Origin of the sequence: Gordonibacter sp. RACS_AR49, assembly GCF_030418435.1 — a bacterium.
GTDB lineage: Bacteria > Actinomycetota > Coriobacteriia > Coriobacteriales > Eggerthellaceae > Gordonibacter > Gordonibacter urolithinfaciens.
The window spans coordinates 22256-38896 of record NZ_JAIUDM010000009.1; the positions used below are offsets into that span (position 1 = coordinate 22256).

General features: G+C 69.3%; 13 protein-coding genes. 11 read left to right on the forward strand and 2 right to left on the reverse strand.

The features are described from left to right. Window positions 1-3: 3 nt before the first annotated feature. A complete protein-coding gene (locus LB310_RS12730; protein WP_123673479.1) occupies window positions 4-381 on the reverse strand; it encodes a VOC family protein in 378 nt (125 codons plus the stop codon). A gap of 225 nt (window positions 382-606) precedes the next feature. On the opposite strand from LB310_RS12730, the gene LB310_RS12735 reads away from it, so the two are divergent. The 5 genes from LB310_RS12735 (at window position 607) to LB310_RS12755 (ending at window position 8259) form a co-directional block, all read left to right on the forward strand. Beyond that, window positions 607-1347 carry an ATP-binding cassette domain-containing protein gene (locus tag LB310_RS12735; protein ID WP_301155145.1) on the forward strand — a complete coding sequence of 247 codons (741 nt, stop codon included), beginning with the start codon at window positions 607-609 and terminating at the stop codon, window positions 1345-1347. Between the two features lies 1 nt (window position 1348). Next, entirely contained in the window at window positions 1349-3838 is a 2490-nt protein-coding gene (locus LB310_RS12740; RefSeq protein WP_301155146.1) for a YhgE/Pip domain-containing protein, read from the forward strand. 143 nt (window positions 3839-3981) lie between these two features. After that, complete coding sequence (glmS, locus tag LB310_RS12745) at window positions 3982-5811, forward strand: glutamine--fructose-6-phosphate transaminase (isomerizing) (protein WP_301155147.1); 1830 nt, start codon at window positions 3982-3984, stop codon at window positions 5809-5811. A 177-nt stretch (window positions 5812-5988) separates the two neighbouring features. Then, the gene (gene acpS, locus LB310_RS12750; RefSeq protein ID WP_087191339.1) at window positions 5989-6549 is read left to right on the forward strand and encodes a holo-ACP synthase; all 561 of its coding nucleotides are present in this window, start codon (window positions 5989-5991) and stop codon (window positions 6547-6549) included. Between the two features lie 177 nt (window positions 6550-6726). Next, the gene (locus LB310_RS12755; RefSeq protein WP_301155148.1) at window positions 6727-8259 is read left to right on the forward strand and encodes a L,D-transpeptidase family protein; all 1533 of its coding nucleotides are present in this window, start codon (window positions 6727-6729) and stop codon (window positions 8257-8259) included. A 55-nt stretch (window positions 8260-8314) separates the two neighbouring features. Here the strand turns inward: LB310_RS12755 and LB310_RS12760 are convergent, their stop codons facing one another. Next, window positions 8315-9187 (reverse strand): NAD(P)H-hydrate dehydratase, encoded by an 873-nt coding sequence (locus LB310_RS12760; protein ID WP_301155149.1) that lies wholly within the window; start codon window positions 9185-9187, stop codon window positions 8315-8317. Window positions 9188-9400: 213 nt separating this feature from the next. Here LB310_RS12760 and LB310_RS12765 point away from each other — a divergent pair, with 213 nt between their 5' ends. The 6 genes from LB310_RS12765 (at window position 9401) to LB310_RS12790 (ending at window position 16637) form a co-directional block, all read left to right on the forward strand. Then, on the forward strand, window positions 9401-9928 hold the full coding sequence (locus LB310_RS12765) for an HdeD family acid-resistance protein (protein ID WP_087191336.1): 528 nt from the start codon (window positions 9401-9403) through the stop codon (window positions 9926-9928). Between the two features lie 155 nt (window positions 9929-10083). Further along, window positions 10084-12210, forward strand: a complete 2127-nt coding sequence (gene ligA / locus LB310_RS12770) for an NAD-dependent DNA ligase LigA (RefSeq protein ID WP_301155168.1) — start codon at window positions 10084-10086, stop codon at window positions 12208-12210. 80 nt (window positions 12211-12290) lie between these two features. Further along, window positions 12291-12545, forward strand: a complete 255-nt coding sequence (locus tag LB310_RS12775; RefSeq protein ID WP_278805477.1) for a hypothetical protein — start codon at window positions 12291-12293, stop codon at window positions 12543-12545. Between the two features lie 273 nt (window positions 12546-12818). Then, window positions 12819-14471, forward strand: coding sequence for an ABC transporter substrate-binding protein (locus LB310_RS12780; protein ID WP_301155150.1), 1653 nt, complete (start codon window positions 12819-12821; stop codon window positions 14469-14471). 203 nt (window positions 14472-14674) lie between these two features. Continuing rightward, on the forward strand, window positions 14675-15664 hold the full coding sequence (locus tag LB310_RS12785; protein ID WP_301155151.1) for an ABC transporter permease: 990 nt from the start codon (window positions 14675-14677) through the stop codon (window positions 15662-15664). Then, complete coding sequence (locus tag LB310_RS12790; RefSeq protein WP_278806880.1) at window positions 15657-16637, forward strand: ABC transporter permease; 981 nt, start codon at window positions 15657-15659, stop codon at window positions 16635-16637. The genes LB310_RS12785 and LB310_RS12790 overlap by 8 nt, the downstream gene beginning before the upstream one ends. The last annotated feature ends 4 nt before the right edge of the window (window positions 16638-16641 follow it).

A 16641-nucleotide genomic window follows, 5' to 3' on the forward strand; every position in this document is an offset into this window, starting at 1 on the left:
GCGTTACTCCGCGCGCATCGCCGGGAGGATCTCGAGCCAGCAGCCGTCGGGGTCCTCGATGAAGTAGATGCCCATGCGCTCGTTCACGAAGCACACGCAGCCCATCTCCTCGTGCAGGGCGCGCGCGGCGTCGAGGTCGTCCACCTCGAAGGCCAGGTGCGTGTCGCGGCCGCCGTTGACGTAGGGCTCGATGCGCCCGCGGTTCCAGGTGAGCTCCACCTGGAAGTCGGTCTCGTCGTTGCCGATAAACACGTTCTCCCACGACCCGTCCTCGGGCCCCATGCGCCGCTGCACCACGAGTCCCAGCGCGCGCTCGTAGAACGCGAGCGACGCGTCCAGGTCGAGGACGTGGATGCAACGGTGGATCATCTTCGCTTTCATGGCGGCTCCTTCCTCGGTGCGCCGTCGGGCAACGGGCGCGGTGCGTCTCGGCGACGGCTCCGTTGCGCGTCGGTTTCGGTTCGGCGACGGCGCTTCCATCGGAAGTATAAAGCAACGAGCGAGGTCGTTCGCGGCCAGCATGCGTTTCCATGCCGTCTCCGAACGTCGGGCGAAGGGGAATTCCCGCCGCCGACGCGGGGCAGCTGAAGAGAAGGACGTGGCAGGATGCAGGATGTGCAGGAGAGCCCGGCGGCGGGCCCCACGGGGACGTGCCCGATGGAGCCCGTCGACGCGAGCGGGCTGGGGGAGCGGGAGGAAGCTCCGGAAGCCCCCTACTTGAGCGCGCGGGGCCTCGAGCTCGAGACCTACGCCGGCTTCGTCTACCGCAACGTGGACCTCGACGTGTTCAAGGGCCGGGTCACGGCCGTGCGCGGGCGCAACGGCAGCGGCAAGTCGGCGCTTCTGCTCACGCTGGCGGGACGCATGAAGCCCACGGGCGGCATGCTCTCCGTCGGCGGCCTCGAACTCCCGCGCGAGCGCGCCAAGGCCGAGCGGCACGTGGGCCTGGGCCTGTTCAAGGGCCTGAACGACCTGCCGGAGAACCTGAGCGCCCGCTCCGCGGCCAAGGCCGAGTTCGACCTGCACGGCCTCTCCGCGCGCGACGGGGCTGTGGAGGAGCATCTGTGCTGGTGGGGCCTCGGCGACGTGGCGCGCGTGCGGGTGCGCGACCTCACGGCCGAGAAGCTCGCGCGCCTCGGCATCGCGCTCGCCTTCGTGGGGGACCCGGACGCGGCGGTGGTGGACGACGTTGAGGACCAGCTCACCCTGTCGCAGTCGCGCGGGCTCATGGAGCTGCTCGCGCTGGCGGCCCGCGAGCGCCATGCGGCCGTGGCGGTGGCGGTGGTGGAGCGCGACCTGGCCCGCATGGCCGATTCGTGCGCGTACCTGGCGAAGGAAGGGGAGTGACATGGCGTTCGAAGGCGTGCGCTTCGCGAGCCTGGAATGGCGAAACCTCGCGGCCTCGAAGGTGATGTGGGTGGTGATCGCGGCCATCGCGGTGATCCCGCTCCTCTACGGCGGGCTGTACCTGGCCGCGTTCCAGGACCCCTACGGACGCCTGTCCTCGCTGCCCGTGGCGGTGGCGAACGAGGACGCGGGGGCCGTGATCGCGGCCGAGCAGCGCAACCTCGGCGACGAGGTGGTCGACGAGCTCAAGCGCACCGACAACGGCCTGGGCTGGCACTTCGTGTCAGCCGACGAGGCCCGGGCGGGCCTTGCGGACGGCGCCTACTTCATGGCGTGCATCATCCCCTCGGACTTCTCCGCCTCCGTGGCCTCGGTGGACGGCGACGCGCCGCGCCGGGCCCAGCTGAAGGTGGAGTACAACGAGAGCGAGAACATGCTGGCGTCCCAGATAGGCCAGACGGTGTGGCGGCAGGTGCGCACGCGCGTGAGCGACATGGTGGCCGAGCAGTACTGGACGACGGTGCTCGGCCGCGTGGCCGATTCGGGCAAGCAGATCGGCGCTGCCGCGGCGGGAGCGCGCGACCTGGAGGGCGGCCTGTCCGCCGCGCAGGACGGCACCCGCTCGATCGCGACGAACCTGGGCACGCTCAAGAACGGCGCCGTCGAGCTCGACGCGGGGCTCGGTACCCTGGCAGGCGGCGCGGTCGCGCTCGACGCGGGGCTCGGCACGTTGGTGGGAGGCACGGGCGCGCTCGAGGCAGGGGCGGGCTCGCTCGCGTCGGGCGCGAGCCGGGTGTCGGATGGCGCGTCGGAGCTGCGGGACGAAGGAGGCGCGTCGCTGGCCGCCGGCACGCGCGAGCTGGCGGACGAGACGGCCGGGCTGCCGGCCCAGGCGGCGCGGTTGGACGACGGCGTGCAGGCCGTCGTGGGCAGCGTGGGCGAGCTGTCCGCGGCGCTCGGGACGGACAGCGAACCGCAGACGCTCGTCGGCGGGTCGGCCGCCCTCGCCTCCGGGCTCGAGGAGCTGGCGGATCCGCAAACGGGCGCCCCTGCCTTGGCCCAGGGCGTGGGGGAGCTCTCCGGTGCGCTCGGCACGCTGCAGGACGGTGCGTCCGCGGCGAGCGCGGCGCTCGCGGACGTGGACACGGAGGCCGTGCTGGCAAGCGACATGACGCCGGAGCAGAAGGAGGCCCTGATCACGTCCCTTGGCACGGTGCGGGCCTACCTCGACGGGGCCGAGGGGCGCGCGGGCGTGGTCGACGGGCTCGCGCAGGCGAAGGGGGAGGTGGACGGCGTGCTTCTGCCCGGTGCGCTCAAGGCCGCCGACGCCGCATCGGAGCTTTCGGCGGGCGCGCGCACCTTGCACGAGGGGCTGGTGCGGACGCGCGACGAGCTGGCGTCGCAAGCTTCTGACCTGCAGGCGCTCTCCGCGGGTGCGGCGGCCCTCGCCCAGGCGGCCTCCTCGCTCGTCGGCGGCATCGACCGCTTGAGCGCCGGCGCGCAGGATGTGAGCGCCAACCTGTCCGTTCTCGCCGCCGGGGTCGCCGACGCCGCGTCCGGCGCTGCGCGGCTCGACGCCGGCGCGGCCGAGGTCGCCTCGGGCGCGCGGTCGGCCAAGGACGGCGCAGGCGAGCTCGCCCAGGGCGCGCAGTCTGCGCAAGGCGGCGCGGGGCAGCTCGCCACTGGCGCGGGACAGCTGCGTGAGGGGGCGGACCGCCTGGTCACGGGCCTGCACGAGGCAACGGAGGGCGAAGGCGAGCTGGCCTCCAAACTGGCTGCGGGCGCCGAGGAGGCCGCCGATCAGACTCGAAACATCCCCGCGAAGGCCGAGGCCATGAGCGATCCGGTGGAGCTCGACAACGACTACTACACCTCGGTGAGGAACTACGGCACCGGCTTCGCCCCGTACTTCATGGCGCTGGGGCTCTGGGTGGGCAGCCTCGTGGCGGGCTTCGTGTTCAAGCCGCTCAACGGGCGCCTCCTGCTGGCGGGCGCGAACCCCGTCACGGCGGCGTTCGCGAACTACCTGCCCATGGCGGCGTTCGCCCTCGTGCAGGCGGCGCTGCTCATGGCGGCCATCCAGTTCGGGCTGCAGCTGCAGATAAGCAACGTGCCCGCCTTCTGGGGCATGGGCTTCCTCACCGCGCTCGTGTTCGCGGCCCTCATGCAGCTGCTGCTGGCGGCGTTCGGCTTCCCGGGGCGGTTCCTCGCCATCATCCTGCTCATGCTGCAGCTCACCACGAGTGCGGGCACCTTCCCCATCCAGACGACGCCCGCGTTCTTCCAGGCGGTGAGCCCGTACCTGCCCATGACCTACGTGGTGGAGGCGCTGCGCCAGATCATGACCGGGCTCGACTACGGCGTGGTGGGTTTCGACTGCCTCGTGCTCGTAGGGTTCGGCGTGGCCGCCTTCGCGCTCACGAGCATCGTGGCCTGGCGCAAGCGCACCGTGCGCATGCAGGACCTCCATCCCGTGCTGAAGTTGGGGTGAGGGGGCGGTCCTGCGCCGCCGGGCCACCCTGAAAACATGCGTTTATTGAGCGGATTCGGCTCCAGCCGGCCGTGAAAAAGAAGGGCGGGCTGCTCTTACCTTAGAATAGCGCTCGGAAAAGCGACGCGCGTGAGGAGCAGACTATGTGCGGAATCGTCGGATACACCGGAACCCGTCCCGTCAAGGACATCCTGATCGCAGGCCTGACCAGGCTCGAGTACCGCGGCTACGACTCGGCGGGCATCGCCGTCGAGCAGGACGGGGCGCTGCGCGTCGTGCACTGCAAGGGCAAGGTGAGCGGCCTCGCGCGCCTCGTGGAGCCCCTGGACCTCGCCGGCACCTGCGGCATCGGCCACACGCGCTGGGCCACGCACGGCCGCCCGAGCGAGGCCAACGCCCACCCGCACACTTCCTGCGACGGGCACGTGGCCGTGGTGCATAACGGCATCATCGAGAACTTCGCCGAGCTGCGCGAGGAGCTGGAGGCCCGCGGGCACGCGTTCTCGAGCGAGACCGACACCGAGGTGATCGCACACCTTGTGGAGGATGCCTATGCGGAGAGCCGCGACCTCCTGCAGGCCGTCCGCGAGGCGACCGAGCGTCTGATCGGCGCGTACGCCGTCGCGGTGATCAGCGATCAGGAGCCCGGCACCGTCGTGGCGGCGCGCAAGGACTCGCCGCTCGTGGTGGGCCTTGCCGAGGACGGGGCGTACGTGGCCTCCGACATCATCGCCATGATCGACGCTACCCGCGACGTGGCCGTGCTCGCCGACGGCGACTTCGCCAAGCTCACGGCGGCGGGCGCGACGTTCTTCAACGTGCGGGGCGAGGCCTACGAGCCCGAGGTCGCGCATGTGGACTGGGACCTCGACGTGGCGGAGAAGGGCGGCTACCCCGACTTCATGATGAAGGAGATCCACGAGCAGCCCCGTGTCATCCGCGACACGCTGGCGGGACGCCTGGTGAACGGTGCGCTCTCCATCGACGAGCTCGATCTCTCGGCCGAGGAGCTCAACCTCATCGACCGCGTGTGCGTCATCGCGTGCGGCACGTCCTACCACGCCGGCCTCATCGCGAAGAACCTCATCGAGGGCTGGGCGCGCATCCCCTGCGAGGTGGAGGTGGCCAGCGAGTTCCGCTACCGAAACCCCATCATCACGCCGTCCACCCTGGTGGTGGCCGTGTCGCAGTCGGGCGAGACCGCCGACACGCTGGCGGCCATCCGCGACGCGCGCGTGAAGGGGGCCAAGGTGTTCGGCATCACGAACGTGGTGGGCTCGCCCGTGGCGCGCGAGAGCGACGGCGTGATCTACACGAAGGCCAACAAGGAGATAGCCGTGGCCTCCACGAAGTCGTTCTTGGGCCAGGTGGCGTCGCTCACGCTGCTCGCCATGCTGCTCGCCCAGGCCAAGGGCAAGCTCAAGACGAACCAGGTGCGCCTGCTGTTCCACGAGCTGGCCGACACGGCCGAGCAGGTGGAGCGCATCCTGGCCGACACCGCCGCCATCGACGAGGCGGCTCGCGCGTGCAAGGACGCCTCGAGCGCGCTCTTCGTCGGGCGCGGCATGGGCGCCGCCATCGCGTGCGAGGGCGCGCTCAAGCTCAAGGAGATCAGCTACCTGCACGCCGAGGCCTACCCGGCCGGCGAGATGAAGCACGGCCCCATCGCGCTCATCGACGAGGGTTTCCCCGTCATCGCGGTGGCCACGAAGAGCCCCGTGTACGACAAGCTCGTGTCGAACCTGCAGGAGGCGAAGGCCCGCGGCGCGATGATCGTGGCTGTCGCCACCGAGGGCGACGAGGACATTCGCGCGCACGCCGACCACGTCGTCTACATTCCGAAGGTGCGCGACGCGTTCTCGGCCGTCACGGCCAGCGTGCCGCTGCAGCTGTTCGCGCGCGCCATCGCCGTGGAGCGCGGTTGCGACGTGGACCAGCCCCGCAACCTGGCGAAATCGGTTACGGTGGAGTAGCTTTTCGACCTGCGGATCCGCGGAAGGGGCCGGCGATGCCCAGTCGCCCGGACAGTCCTCGCTTCGCTGCGGAACTCGCTTGGCGGACGCCGCCGGCCCCTTCCGCTCCAAGCGGGGAGGGGCTTCGACTGAAGGGTCGCCGGGTTGCGGCGAGGAGGAAAGAGAGAGGAATTACCTGTGAGCGATACTGAGTTGGACGAGGCGTTCCCCGCGGCCGAGGGGCAGGTGGGGCTGGGCGTGGACATCGTGGAGATCGCGCGGGTGAGGCGCATCCTCGAGCGCACGCCGAGCTTCCGCGAGCGCGTGTTCTCGGAGGAGGAGCGCGCCTACTGCGACGCGACGGCGAACCCGGAGGTGCACTACGCCACGCGCTTCGCGGCGAAGGAGGCGGTGGTGAAGGCGCTCGGCACCGGCTTTACGCGCGGCATCGGCGTGCGCGACATCGAGGTGCGCCGCAACGCCAAGGGGCGGCCCTCCGTGGTGCTGTCGGGACGGGCGAAGGAGGTCGCGGCCGAGCAGGGCGTGCGGGAGCTTCCGCTGTCGCTGTCGTTCACGCACACCGACGCCGTGGCCTGCGCCATGGCCATCACCGAGGACTCGCTGCGCGCCGCCGAGAAGCGCGTGGACCCCATGGAGGAGCTCTCGCGCCAGTTCAAGGAGGCCCGCAGCCTGCTCGACGAGATGGACGCCCCGCCGGCCGCGCCGGCGGGCGCGGCCTCTGGCACGCCTGGCCGGTAGGACGTCGCCGCAGAGGACTGTCGGCGGGGGCGCGGCGGCCAGGCGGGCGACTGCCGAACGGTGCACCGGGGCATCCGCTTTCCCCTTTTACCGTGGGGATGCATTGAACTTGTGCGGCGAACCCATTATGTTGGATCAAGGCACGAGAGAGCGGCGGAGAGGCGAAGAGGTGAGCGCATGGCGCCAGGAAACGGTTCGCAAGGCAGGCACGCAGGCAACGACGTGAAGGGCGAGGAGCCGTCGCGCGGTTTCCGTCCCGCGTCCGTCCCGCGTTCCGGCTCCGCTCCGCGGCGGCCGAAGCCCGGCCGCAAGGAGGGCGTCATCGCCGCTTGCGCCGTGGCGGCCGTGCTGGTCGTCGTTTATCTGGCAGGCGCGTTCACGTTCATGGACCGCTTCATGCCCCGCACCACCGTCATGGGCGAGGACGTGTCGTTCAAGACGTCCGCCGAGGTGCAGGACCTGCTGGCCGACATCGCGAAGAGCTACGCGCTCGACGTGTCGGGGCAGGGGTTCTCGCTCAAGCTCACGTCCGCGGACATGGGCACCGGCATCAACGTCCAAAGCGTGACGGACGCCATGCACGCCGACGCGAACCCCTGGGCCTGGCCGGTGGAGGTGTTCGGCTCGCGCGACGAGACCGACAAGCTGGCCACCTCGAACGGAAAGCTGGAGCAGGCCGTGCGCACCGCCGTCGACGCGTTCAACGAGGGAGCCGTCCCGCCGCGCAACGCCGGGCTCGACTACGACGCGGGCAGCTCGTCGTTCGTGGTGCGCACCGAGACGGCGGGCACGGCGCTCGATGCCGATCGAGTGCTTGCGGCCGTGAGCGCGGCCGTTGCCACTCTCGCGCCTTCTGCGACGCTCGGCGAGGACGCGCTGCAAAAGCCCACGCTCTTCGCCGACGACACGCGCCTGGCGAAAGCCGCCGACGACGCGAACGCCCTGCTCAAGGCCGACTTCAACCTGAAGCTTGCCGATACGGTCGTCGCGCGCGTGAACGCCGACCAGATAGCGGACTGGATGCGCCTGGGCGACGACGTGACCGTGGGAGTGGACGAGGACCTGGTGGCGGCCTGGGTGCAGGACATCGCCTCGGCGTGCAACACCTACCAGGCGCGGCGCACGTTCACGCGCGCCGACGGCAAGGAGGTTTCCGTGTCGGGCGGCGTGTACGGCTGGATCGTCGACAAGGACCAGCTCAAGAAAACCGTGATGGACGGCGTGCGGTCCGCCCAGGCGGGCGATGTGGCCATCCCCTGCGAGCAGGAGGCCAGCGCCTACGACGGCCTGCACGGGCGCGACTGGGGCAAGCGCTACCTTGACATCGACCTGGCCGAGCAGCATGCGCGCTTCTACGGCGACGACGGCAGCCTGGCGTGGGAGTCCGATATCGTGTCGGGCACGCCCGACGGCGAGCACGACACGCCAGAGGGCGTGTACGTCATCAACGGCAAGGAGAGCCCTTCGAAGCTCATCGGCCAGATGGAGCCCGAGACGGGCAAGCCGGAATACCAGACGGAAGTGAAGGCGTGGATGCCGTTCGTGGAGAACTACATCGGCCTGCACGACGCTGACTGGCAGCCCGCATTCGGCGGCTCGCGGTACGCCTCCGGCAGCGGTAGCCACGGCTGCGTGAACCTGCCGGTGGAGAAGGCTACCGCGCTTTACGACCTCATCGCCACGGGCGACGTGGTGGTCTGCCACTGGTAGGCCGCTCGGCTGCGGAGCGCACACGTTCCGCCGTTTGGACCCGCCGTCGCGTGCCCTACGCGCCCACGAGCTCCGCGAGTGCGGCGGGCAGGCACTCCACGACGTCCTCCGCGCATACGGCGATGGCCGACCAGCGGGCGGCCGCGGCGAGCCCTGCCCGCGCGTGCAGCTCGGCTCCCAGCACGGATGCCTCGAGCGCGTCCATCCCCTGGGCCAGCAACGCCGCCACCATGCCCGCCAGCACGTCGCCCGTGCCCGCCTTCGCGAGTGCCGGCGTGCCGTGCGCCATGCGCACGGTCTGCTCGCCGTCGGATATGAAGGTGACCGGCCCCTTCACCACCGCCACCACGCCGTAGGCGAGCGAGAGCGACCGTGCCAGCGCGCAGGGGTCGCCCGTAGGCAGGTCGAATGCGCGCGCGAGCCGCGCCGCCTCGCCGGCATGGGGCGTGACCACGGTGGCGTGGCCGTTCAGGAAGCGCCGCTTCAGCAGGCGGCGCCCCTTCTCCGAGGCAAGGGCGCCCAGGCCGCTGCCGTCCACCAGCACGGGCGCCTCGGCATGCTTCAACACGAAGTGCACGAGCTTGGAGGACGCGCCGTCGTCCGCGTCGAACCCGCAACCTACGAGGTAGGCGTGCGGGTTGCCCGGCAGCGAGGGGGAGAGCTTCGGCGGGAGGGCCGAGCGCGGGCCCACCACGAGGGAGGGGCGGAAGCCCTGCACGAGCGGGACGGCTGCCGGATGGGTGAACACCTGCGTGTAGCCGGCGCCCATGCGCTGGCTCGCGTAGGCTGCCAAGCATGCCGCGCCGGGGTAGCGCTCGCTGCCCACGACAGCGGTGAGCGTGCCCCGCGTGTACTTGTTCGCGTCGTCGGCCGGCAGGGGCACAAGGGCCACCAGCTCGTCGTTGCCGTATTCCCGAACGTCCTGCATAGGCGACCACCTTGTCCGTCGAAGGGTTCCCTCTTCCCATTCTACCGCGTATCGACGAAAGGCGCGAACGCTCGATAGACCGTTGCCGTGCGAATTCGGACCGTTACGGTGCGGAAACGGTTGACCACCCCGCTCAGCTTGTTTTTCCCATTCGCTACAATCATATGATGAGAAAAAAGGCGCATCGGCGCCGAACGATTCGAAGGAGGCATCGTGGATACGACGAGGAAGCATGACTGGGGTTTGATCGTTGCGGGCATTCTGCTGGTGCTGTGCGCCTTCTTCTTCGTGGTGGCGCCGGGGCTCACCCTTGTCACCATCACGGCCATCGCGGGCGCGGCGTTCCTTGTGTCCGGCATATTCGACATCATCAACTACGTGCGCTTCCACAAGGTCATGAACCTGTCGGGGTGGGCCATCGCCTACGCTGTGCTCGACATCGTCATCGGCCTCATGTTCCTGATCCATCCGCTGGCGTTCGCGGGCGTCATCCCGTGGGTGATCGGGGCGTTCTTCATCATCTTCGGCGCGTTCGAGGTCGTCGGCTCCTTCCGCATTCGCAAGACGGGCGTGCCTATGTGGGGTTGGATGCTGTTCTCGGGCATCGTGAGCGTGCTCTGCGGCATCACGTTCTTCGTGGCGCCAGCGTCGTTCAGCATCTTCCTCTCGGTGTTCATACTCATGCGCGGCGTGTCGCTCGTATTCTACGGCTGGAACGCGAACAAGGGCATGCTGGCGTAGCCGGCGGCCGGGCCTTGCCGCAACCTCTGATGAAACCATGGGGCGGGTGCGCTGCCCGCTGCGACTCGTGGTAGAATCTCGATTAAATGGCGAAGGCCCCGAATGCGTTCGGGGCCTTCTTCCCGATGGAGGAAGTCAAGACGGCGGTGGAGAACATGGCAGAAGAACAGCAGAACCTCCTGGACGAGCGGGCGCTCGCCGAGGCGACGAGCGATCCGGCCGCGCGCATCGACGCGCTGCGGCGCGAGATCGAGCACCACACCTACCTGTACTACGCCCAGGATGCTCCCGAGATATCCGACGCCGCGTTCGACTCGCTCATGCGCGAGCTGCGCGAGCTGGAAGCGGCCCATCCCGAGCTCATCGATCCGTCCAGTCCCACGCAGCGCGTCGGCGGCTACGTGGGCGAGCAGTTCGCCCCCGTGCGCCACGAACGGCGGATGTACTCGCTCGACAACGCCATGGACATCGAGGAGCTGGACGCGTGGATCGAGCGCGTGGTGGAGGCGTTCGGCCGCATGGTGCCCGTGGTATGCGAGCTCAAGATAGACGGCTCGTCCATCGCTTTGACCTACGAGGGCGGCCGCCTCGTGCGCGCGGCGACGCGCGGCGACGGTACCACCGGCGAGGACGTCACCGCCAACATGCGCACGGTGAAGGACGTGCCGCTGCGCCTGCGCGAGGCGGCCCTCGGCGGGCTGCGGGACGCGAAGGCGCCGGTTGAGCTGCGCGGCGAGGTGTACATGCCGAAGTCCAGCTTCGACGCCCTCAACGTCGCCGCCGAGGCCAATGGCAAGCAGGCGTTCGCGAACCCGCGCAACGCCGCAGCGGGGAGCCTCCGCCAGAAGGATCCCGCCATCACGGCGAACCGCGACCTGTCCACGTTCATCTACGCGGTGGCCGACGAGCGCGCCCTGGCCGTCGAGGGCCAGTGGGAGCTGTTGGCATGGCTGCGCGAGGCGGGCTTCCACGTGAACCCCGACGTCGAGCTGTGCGAGACGCGCGAGGCGGTGCACGCGTTCTGCAAGCGCGCCATCGAGCGCCGCGAGGACCTGCCCTACGAGATCGACGGGGTAGTGGTGAAGGTGAACGCGTTCGCGCAGCAGGAGTCGATGGGCTACACGGCCCGCGCTCCCCGCTGGGCCGTGGCGTTCAAGTTCCCGCCCGAGGAGAAGACGACGCTGCTGCGCGACATCACCGTGCAGGTGGGGCGCACCGGCAAGCTGACGCCCGTTGCCGAGATGGACCCCGTGTCGGTGGCCGGATCCACCGTGGCGCGCGCGACGCTGCACAACGAGGACGAGGTGCAGCGCAAAGACGTGCGCGTGGGCGACACCGTCATCGTGCGCAAGGCGGGCGACGTCATCCCCGAGGTGCTGGGCCCCGTGCTGGCGCTGCGCCCCGCCGACGCCGTTCGCTGGGAGATGCCGCGCACGTGCCCGTCGTGCGGCTCGCCCGTCATCCGCGAAGAGGGCGAGGTGGATTTCCGCTGCATCTCCATCGACTGCCCGGCGCAGGCGCTCGAGCGGCTGCTCCATTGGGCCAGCCGCGGCGCCATGGACATCGACGGCATGGGAGAGGAAATCGTGTCGCGCCTTGTGGAGAGCGGCCGCTTGACCGACGTGGCCGACTACTACACGTTGGACGAGGTGGAGCTGTCGCTCGTCGACATGGGCCGCGTGAACAAGGAAGGCGAGCCCATCCGCCTCGGGTCCACCGTGGCGAAGAAGCTCGTGGCCGCTATCGACGAGAGCCGCGCGCGCCCGTTCGCCCGCGCGCTGTTCGGCCTCGGCATACGCCACGTGGGCAAGACCATCGCCGAGCTGCTGGCGGCGGCGTACCCGTCCATCGAGGCGCTCATGGAGGCCTCGGAGGAAGACCTGGCCGCCATCAACGGCGTGGGCCCGAAGATCGCCCGCAGCGTGTACCTGTTCCTGCGCACGCCCGACAACGTGGCCGTCATCGAGCGCTTGCGCAAGCGCGGCGTGGCGATGGCCGACGAGGCGGGCGACCCTGCCGAGCAGCTGCCGCAAACGCTCGAGGGCCTCACGTTCGTGCTGACGGGCTCGCTCGTGGAGAGCGGGATGACCCGCGACGAGGCAGGTGCGGCGCTCAAGGCGCGCGGCGCGAAGGTGTCGGGCAGCGTGTCGAAGAAGACGAGCTTCGTCGTGGCCGGAGAGGCCGCCGGCTCCAAGTACGACAAGGCCGTGACGCTCGGCGTCCCGGTGCTTGACGAAGCGGCTCTGCTGCGCATCCTCGAAACCGGCGAGGCTCCCGAGTAGGGCGGCCGCCTGCGGGCGCGCGCGACGCGGGCGGCGATGCGGGCGTGCGGTCGCGATGCGGGCGGAGAGGCGCACGGGCGGTGGCGATGCGGGCGGGCGCGATATGTGCGCTCGCGATGCGGGTGGTCGCGATTCAGGCGGAGATGCGCGCGGTTGGTCGCGATTCGGGCGGTCGCTGCTACAAAAACGCCCTTTTCGGCGGGCAAGCGCGGCGCTGGCGGCTTCGAAGCGGGTTTGGGCGCAAGGGTGTCACGCCTGACCGGGGTTTTTCCGAGGGCTGTTTTTCGCTCGCGCCGAAACGCGTTTCGTACCCGCCGAAATCGGCGATTCTGTAGCGCTGAAGGTGAGATTCCGGCTGGTTTGGGCCGTTCCCGCAAGCATGCCTCGATGATTCATGCGAACCGCCCGTTAGCTTGTTTGCCCGTGCGCTGCTCCGCGTTCGCCTTTCGGTGCCTGCCGCTCGCCTAGAGGAGTTACGGAAATGGAAATCGTAACACCGTCGGTGTGATCTATCTGCTATAGTGTGTTACACAGTTCAGATTCGTAACACATTTTGAGGTGCTGCGCCGGGCCGCGAGGGAGCCGTCGCAGCGGGTGGGAGGATTCGCATGGCAACACTCACACGGCGCGACTTCGCGAAGCTGACGGGCGCAGGCGCGGCGGCGCTTTCGCTGGGCGGGATCTTGGCGGGCTGCGCGGGCGGCGGGAACGAGAAGCCAGCGGCAGGGACAGGCGCGACGGGCGCGGGCGAGGCAGCCCCTTCGCAGGTGATCGTGTCCATGACCACGGGCTCCGAGCCGGCGGCGGGCTTCGACCCGCTGGTCTCCTGGGGCTGCGGCGAGCACGTGCACGAGCCGCTCATCCAGTCCACGCTCATCGCCACCGACACCGACCTTAGCTTCAAGAACGATCTCGCCACGTCCTATGAGTGCTCCGATGACGGCATGATCTGGACGTTTACCATCCGCAACGACGTGCGCTTCACCGACGGCGAGCCGCTCACGGCGCGCGACGTGGCGTTCACCTTGAACGGCATCCGCACGGCCGAGGCCTCGGAATGCGACCTGTCCATGGTGCGCGAGGCCGTCGCGCCGGACGACGCCACGGTGGTCATCCACATGGAGAAGCCGTTCAACGCGCTCCTGTACACGCTGGCCGTCATCGGCATCGTGCCCGAGCACGCCTACGGCGAGGGCTACGGCGCCAACCCTGTCGGCAGCGGCCGCTATATGCTGGAGCAGTGGGACCGCGGCCAGCAGGTTATCCTGAAGGCCAACCCCGACTACTACGGGGAAGCGCCGAAGATCGAGCGCGTGGTGGCCGTGTTCATGGAGGAGGACGCCTCGCTCGCCGCGGCGCAGTCCGGGCAAGTGGACGTGGCCTACACCTCCGCGACGTTCGCCGCGCAGCAGCCGGCGGGCTACGACTTGCTGAACTGCGCGTCGGTTGACTCGCGCGGCATCTCGCTGCCCACCATCCCCGCCGGTGCGTCGAAGACCGACGAGAAGGGCGAGGCTGCCGCGGGCAACGACGTCACGTGCGACCTCGCCGTCCGCCAGGCCATCAACTACGGCGTAGACCGCGACAAGATGATCGAGAACGTGCTGAACGGCTTCGGCACCGTGGCCTACAGCGTGGGCGACGGCATGCCGTGGTCCTCGCCCGACATGAAGTGCGCGACCGACGTGGGCAAGGCGAAGAAGCTGCTCGACGATGCCGGCTGGGCGCCGGGCGCCGACGGCGTCCGCGAGAAGGGCGGCGTGCGCGCCTCGATGAACCTGTACTACTCGGCCGGCGACACCGTGCGTCAGGGTATTGCCGAGGAGTTCTCCAACCAGATGAAGGAGCTGGGTCTTGAATTCGCCATAAAGGGCGTGAGTTGGGACGATCTGTACCCGCACCAGTTCACCGACCCGGTGGTGTGGGGTTGGGGCACGAACGCCCCCATCGAGACGTACAACCTGTTCTACTCCAAGGGCACGGGCAACTACGCCTGCTACGAGAACGCCGCCACCGACGCGTACCTGGACGAGGCGCTGGCCCAGCCCCGGGTGGAGGACTCGTTCGAGCTGTGGAAGAAGGCCCAGTGGGACGGCTCGACCGGCATCGCGCCGCAGGGCGACGCGCCGTGGGTGTGGTTCGCGAACATCGACCACCTGTACTTCGCGAAGGAGAACCTGAGGGTTGCCGAGCAGAAGCCGCACCCGCACGGCCACGGCTGGTCGCTCGTGAACAACGTCGACCAGTGGTCGTGGGCTTAGGGGTTTCGTTGCAGACGCGCAGGGGGCGGATGGCGCCCAGTCGCTCGGACAGTCCTCGCTTCGCTGCGGAACTCGCTTGGTGGGCGCCGTCCGCCCCCTCCGCCGACTTCGGAGGACCTGCGGCGGGGCTGGTCGGCGTTTTCCCTCGTTGAGGGGTGTTGTTGTCAGGTTTTCGGACAGGTGAGGTTATAGTAGTTTCAGTCATGGCCCGATTCATTGTTCGCAACATAGTGAAGTTCATACTGCTCATGGTTGCCGTGAGCATGGTGACGTTCGTGCTGGTGAGCATATCTCCCATCGATCCGGTGCAGGCGAACGTGGGGCAGGCGGCCTACGTCAACATGAGCGAGGCGAAGCGGGCTCAGTTGGCCGAGTACTGGGGCGTGAACACGCCCTTGTGGGAGCGCTACGCCAGCTGGTTCGGCGACCTTTTGCACGGCGACCTGGGAACGTCGTTGCGCTTCAACGCGCCGGTGGCCGACGTCATCGCCACGCGGGCGGTGAACTCGCTTGCGCTCATGGCCACGGCCTGGGTGGTGAGCGGCGTGCTGGGCTTCGGCTTGGGCATCCTGGCCGGCGCCAACCGCGGGCGGCCCATCGACCGTATCGTGAAGGGCTACTGCTTCCTGCTGGCGTCCGTGCCCACGTTCTGGCTGGGGCTCGTGTTCCTCATCGTGTTCTCGGTGTGGCTAGGCTGGTTCCCGTTCGGTTTCTCGGTTCCCATCGGGGTGTCGGCCGCCGACGTGACGCTCGCGGACGCGCTGCACCATCTGGCGCTGCCCGCGCTCACGCTCGCGGTGGTGGGCGTGGCGAACATCGCGCTGCACACGCGCGAGAAGACCATCGACGTGCTGGAGAGCGACTACGTGCGGTTCGCCCGCACGCGCGGGCTTTCCACCTGGGGCGCCCTGCGCCACCATGGGCTGCGCAACCTGGCGCTGCCCGCGCTCACGCTGCAGTTTGCCTCCATCTCCGAGATATTCGGCGGGTCGGTGCTGGTGGAGCAGGTGTTCTCGTACCCGGGCCTGGGCCAGGCGGCTGTGACGGCCGGTCTGGGCGGCGACGTGGCGCTGCTCGCGGGCATCGCGCTTTTCTCGGCGGCGTTCGTGTTCGGCGGCAATCTCGTGGCGAACGTGCTGTACGGCGTGGTGGACCCTCGCATGCGCAAGGGGGAGGCGAGGGCTCGTGCGTAGCGGGAAAGAAACCTGCGAGGCCGCCGGTGGGGTCGGCAACGCCCAGTCGCTCGGACAGCCCTCGCTTCGCTGCGGAACTCGCTTGGCGGGCGTCGCCGACCCCACCGGCTCCAAGGCAGTTGCAGCTCCGGTGCTGCACGCTTCTCGCGCGGCTCGGTGGGGGAACAGGAAGCTCACGCTGGCAGCCTTTGCGGCGGCGGTGGTGGCGCTCGCGGCTATTGTGGTGGCGGGCCTTCTGGTCACCGACGCTGCCACGGCCACGGACTTCGCGCAGAAGAACCTCGCGCCCAGCCTGGCGCATCCCTTCGGCACCGACTGGATGGGCCGCGACATGCTGCTGCGCACGCTTGCGGGCCTGTCCACGAGCGTGCTGGTGGGCCTTCTGGCCGCAGGCGCGTCCTCCGTCATCGCGCTCGTGCTGGGTGCGGTGGCGGCGCTGGGCGGCAAGAAGGCCGACGCGGTGGTCACCTGGCTTATCGACCTCATGATGGGCGTGCCGCACATCGTGCTGCTCATCCTGATATCGTTCGCGCTCGGCAAGGGATTCTGGGGCGTTGCCATCGGCGTGGCGGTGACGCATTGGCCGAGCCTGGCCCGCGTGGTGCGCGCCGAGATCCTGCAATGCCGCGAGTCCACGTTCGTGGCCGTTGCACGCAAGCTGGGGCAGAGCCCGGTGCGCATCGCCTTGAAGCACATGGTGCCCTATGTGCTGCCGCAGTTCATCGTGGGGCTCATCCTGCTGTTCCCCCATGCCATCCTGCACGAGGCGGCCGTCACGTTCCTCGGTTTCGGCCTGCCGCCCGAGCAGCCGGCCATCGGCGTCATCCTGAGCGAGTCGATGGCGTACCTGTCGGCCGGCATGTGGTGGCTCGCGGTGTTCCCGGGCCTCGCGCTCATCGCCACCGTGCTCTTGTTCGACGTGGCGGGCTCGAACCTTCGCAAGCTCATCGATCCGCACAGCTCGCAGGAATAGGAGG

Excerpts from the sequence above, each read along its gene's own strand:
- LB310_RS12730 (WP_123673479.1), bottom strand. The coding sequence starts at position 381 with ATGAAAGCGAAGATGATCCACCGTTGCATCCACGTCCTCGACCTGGAC.
- glmS (WP_301155147.1), top strand. The coding sequence starts at position 3,982 with ATGTGCGGAATCGTCGGATACACCGGAACCCGTCCCGTCAAGGACATC.
- LB310_RS12735 (WP_301155145.1), top strand. The coding sequence starts at position 607 with ATGCAGGATGTGCAGGAGAGCCCGGCGGCGGGCCCCACGGGGACGTGC.
- LB310_RS12755 (WP_301155148.1), top strand. The coding sequence starts at position 6,727 with ATGGCGCCAGGAAACGGTTCGCAAGGCAGGCACGCAGGCAACGACGTG.
- LB310_RS12785 (WP_301155151.1), top strand. The coding sequence starts at position 14,675 with ATGGCCCGATTCATTGTTCGCAACATAGTGAAGTTCATACTGCTCATG.
- LB310_RS12740 (WP_301155146.1), top strand. The coding sequence starts at position 1,349 with ATGGCGTTCGAAGGCGTGCGCTTCGCGAGCCTGGAATGGCGAAACCTC.
- LB310_RS12760 (WP_301155149.1), bottom strand. The coding sequence starts at position 9,187 with ATGCAGGACGTTCGGGAATACGGCAACGACGAGCTGGTGGCCCTTGTG.
- ligA (WP_301155168.1), top strand. The coding sequence starts at position 10,084 with ATGGCAGAAGAACAGCAGAACCTCCTGGACGAGCGGGCGCTCGCCGAG.
- LB310_RS12780 (WP_301155150.1), top strand. The coding sequence starts at position 12,819 with ATGGCAACACTCACACGGCGCGACTTCGCGAAGCTGACGGGCGCAGGC.